Annotated in this window: 2 protein-coding genes; one reads left to right on the top strand and one right to left on the bottom strand. The window is 73.4% G+C overall.

Annotation, left to right across the window (positions count from 1 at the left end; genetic code table 11):
* On the top strand, positions 1–986 hold a 986-nt coding region (gene bcsZ / locus AC1D12_RS31160), incomplete at its 5' end, for a cellulose synthase complex periplasmic endoglucanase BcsZ (protein ID WP_477845065.1).
* Here bcsZ and AC1D12_RS31155 read toward each other — a convergent pair.
* A partial coding sequence (locus AC1D12_RS31155; protein WP_477845064.1) for a WecB/TagA/CpsF family glycosyltransferase occupies positions 870–2,369 on the bottom strand: 1,500 nt, incomplete at its 5' end. The genes bcsZ and AC1D12_RS31155 overlap by 117 nt on opposite strands.

Below are 2,369 nucleotides of genomic sequence, written 5' to 3'. Positions count from 1 at the left end.
ACCTCACCTTCGATCGCAAGAGCACGTCCGAGGGCCAGTCCTACGGCCTCTTCTTCGCGCTGGTCGCCAACGACCGCGCCCGCTTCGACACGCTGCTCAGCTGGACCGGCGACAACCTGGCAGGGGGCCGCCTCGGCGAGACGCTGCCGGCCTGGCTGTGGGGCTTGCGAGCCGACGGCAGCTGGGGCGTGAAGGACGGCAACTCCGCGTCCGACGCCGACCTGTGGCTCGCCTACACGCTGCTCGAGGCGGCGCGGCTGTGGAACGCGCCGGCCTACGCGAAGACCGGCCGCAGCCTGCTCGAGCAGGTGCGCCTGCGCGAGGTGGCGAACGCCGGTCCGGCCGGGCCGGTGCTGCTGCCGGGCGCGGTCGGCTTCGTGCTCGACAAGGGCCGCCATCGCATCAACCCGAGCTACCTGCCGGGCTTCCTGTTCCGCTACCTCGCGGTGACGGATCCGCAGGGCCCGTGGCAGTCGATCTGGGACGGCTACCTGCGCATGGCGCCGCAGATCTTCAGCGCCGGCGTGGCGCCGGACAACCTGGTCATCGACGCGGCCGGCGGCGTGCTGGCCGACACCGAGGCGGCGCCGTCGGCCAGCTACGACGGCATCCGCGTCTACCTGTGGGCCGGCATGTCGGGGCCGGGCAGCGCGGGCCTGGTGCGCCTGCTGGCCCCGTATGCGGCCCTCACGCGTGCGACCGGCGTACCGCCCGAGAAGGTCGATCCGCGCACCGGACGGGCGCTGAAGTCCGACTACTCGCCGGTCGGCTTCTCGGGTGCGCTGCTGCCCTTCCTCAGCGTGCTCGGCGACGCACCCGGCCTGGCACAGCAGACCGAGCGGGTGCAGGCCTCGCTGCGATTGGGCGCCTCAGGCGCTGCCACCCATTACTACGACCAGGCGCTGATCCTGTTCGGCAAAGGCTGGCTCGATGGCCGCTACCGCTTCGACGAGCAGGGTCGCCTGCAGCCGGCCTGGAGCCACTGAGCCGTCCCCCACGGGCCCGATCGCCACCGGCGGCCTCAGCACGATCTCCGCGCGGCGCAGCAGCGCGAACACGCGCGGCCCGCGCACCAGGTAGCGGCCGGCCAGCCGGCGCGGGTCCTGCATCAGCCGGAACGACCATTCGAGGCCTGCCTGCTGCATCCAGTGCGGCGCGCGCCGCTCGTTGCCGGTCAGGAAGTTGATCGACGCGCCGATGCACAGCGCGAGGCCGCGCGCCCGCCCGCGCGCCTTCAACATCTGCGCCAGCATCTCCTGCTGCGGGGCGCCGACGGCCAGCAGGCAGTAGCGGAACGGGCTGTGCGCCTCGATGAAGCACAGGCAGTCCTCCACCGCCTGGGGATCCCGGATGAAGCCCATCGGCGGATTGAAATGCGCCAGCCGCGACAGGCCGTGCAGCGCGGCCAGCGTCTGCGCCTGGGCGTCGCTGCAGCCGATCAGCACCAGCGCGTCATCGGCCTGCACCACCTCGCGCAGCAGCGTCGCGACCAGGTCGCTGCCGGTGCACACCGGCAGGCGCAGGCCGCGTGTCACCTGCATCAACCGGGCCAGGAAGCGGCTGTCCAGCAGGATGTAGTCGGCCGCGGCGTACAGGTCGCGGAAGGCAGCGCTCTCGTCGAGGCGGATCAGGTGGTCGACATTCGGCGTCACCGCGAAGCCGTAGGCCTGCTCGCCGAAGCGGCTCGCCACGGCGGTGAAGCTCGCGAGATCGTGCGCGTCGAAGCGCAGCACGCGCCGCGGGAGGACATCGGCCACCGGCTGCGGCGCGCTGTCCACGTCGTCGGTGCACAGGCCGATCGGCACCGACAGGGCCTTCAGCCGCAGCAGCAGCGACGCGAGCCGAGCGGCGGCGTCGGGCGAGTCCGCCGGCAGGGCGAGCAGGATCCAGTCGATGCGCCGTTCCTGGCCGAGCTGGATGAGCCCCGCAAGCGCAGGGCCCGGCGCGGCCGCCGCGTCGTCGAAGACCCCGGACAGCTCGATCGTGTGCGGCCGGCTGCCGTGCAACGCGTGCAGCACCCGTTCCAGGCAGGCGCCGTTGCCCACCACGACCACGCGCTCGGCGAATGCACCCCGGCGCTGCAGCGCCCGCAGCGCCCGCGCCACCAGCATCCGCGCGACCGACGTGGCGACCAGGCTCGCGCCCGCCCAAGCGGCCAGCAGGCCGGGCGCGAGCCCGTCGAAGACGGGGCCGATCGCGCCGAGCGCGAGCAGCGCCGCGGCGAGGGCGGCGCAGCGCAGCGCATGCGAACGCATCAGCTGCCGGTTGCGGTCCTGCCGGACCAGCGCACCGAACCCGGGGTCGTGCAGGATGAGGGCCGCGGCACCCGCCGACACCGCGGCGGCCTGCACGAGGTCGTCGACATGGGG

This window comes from Rhizobacter sp. P1_G5 (assembly GCF_056405435.1).
The sequence above is the reverse complement of the archived record's forward strand: the minus strand, read 5'-3'. Positions and strand labels throughout refer to the sequence as shown.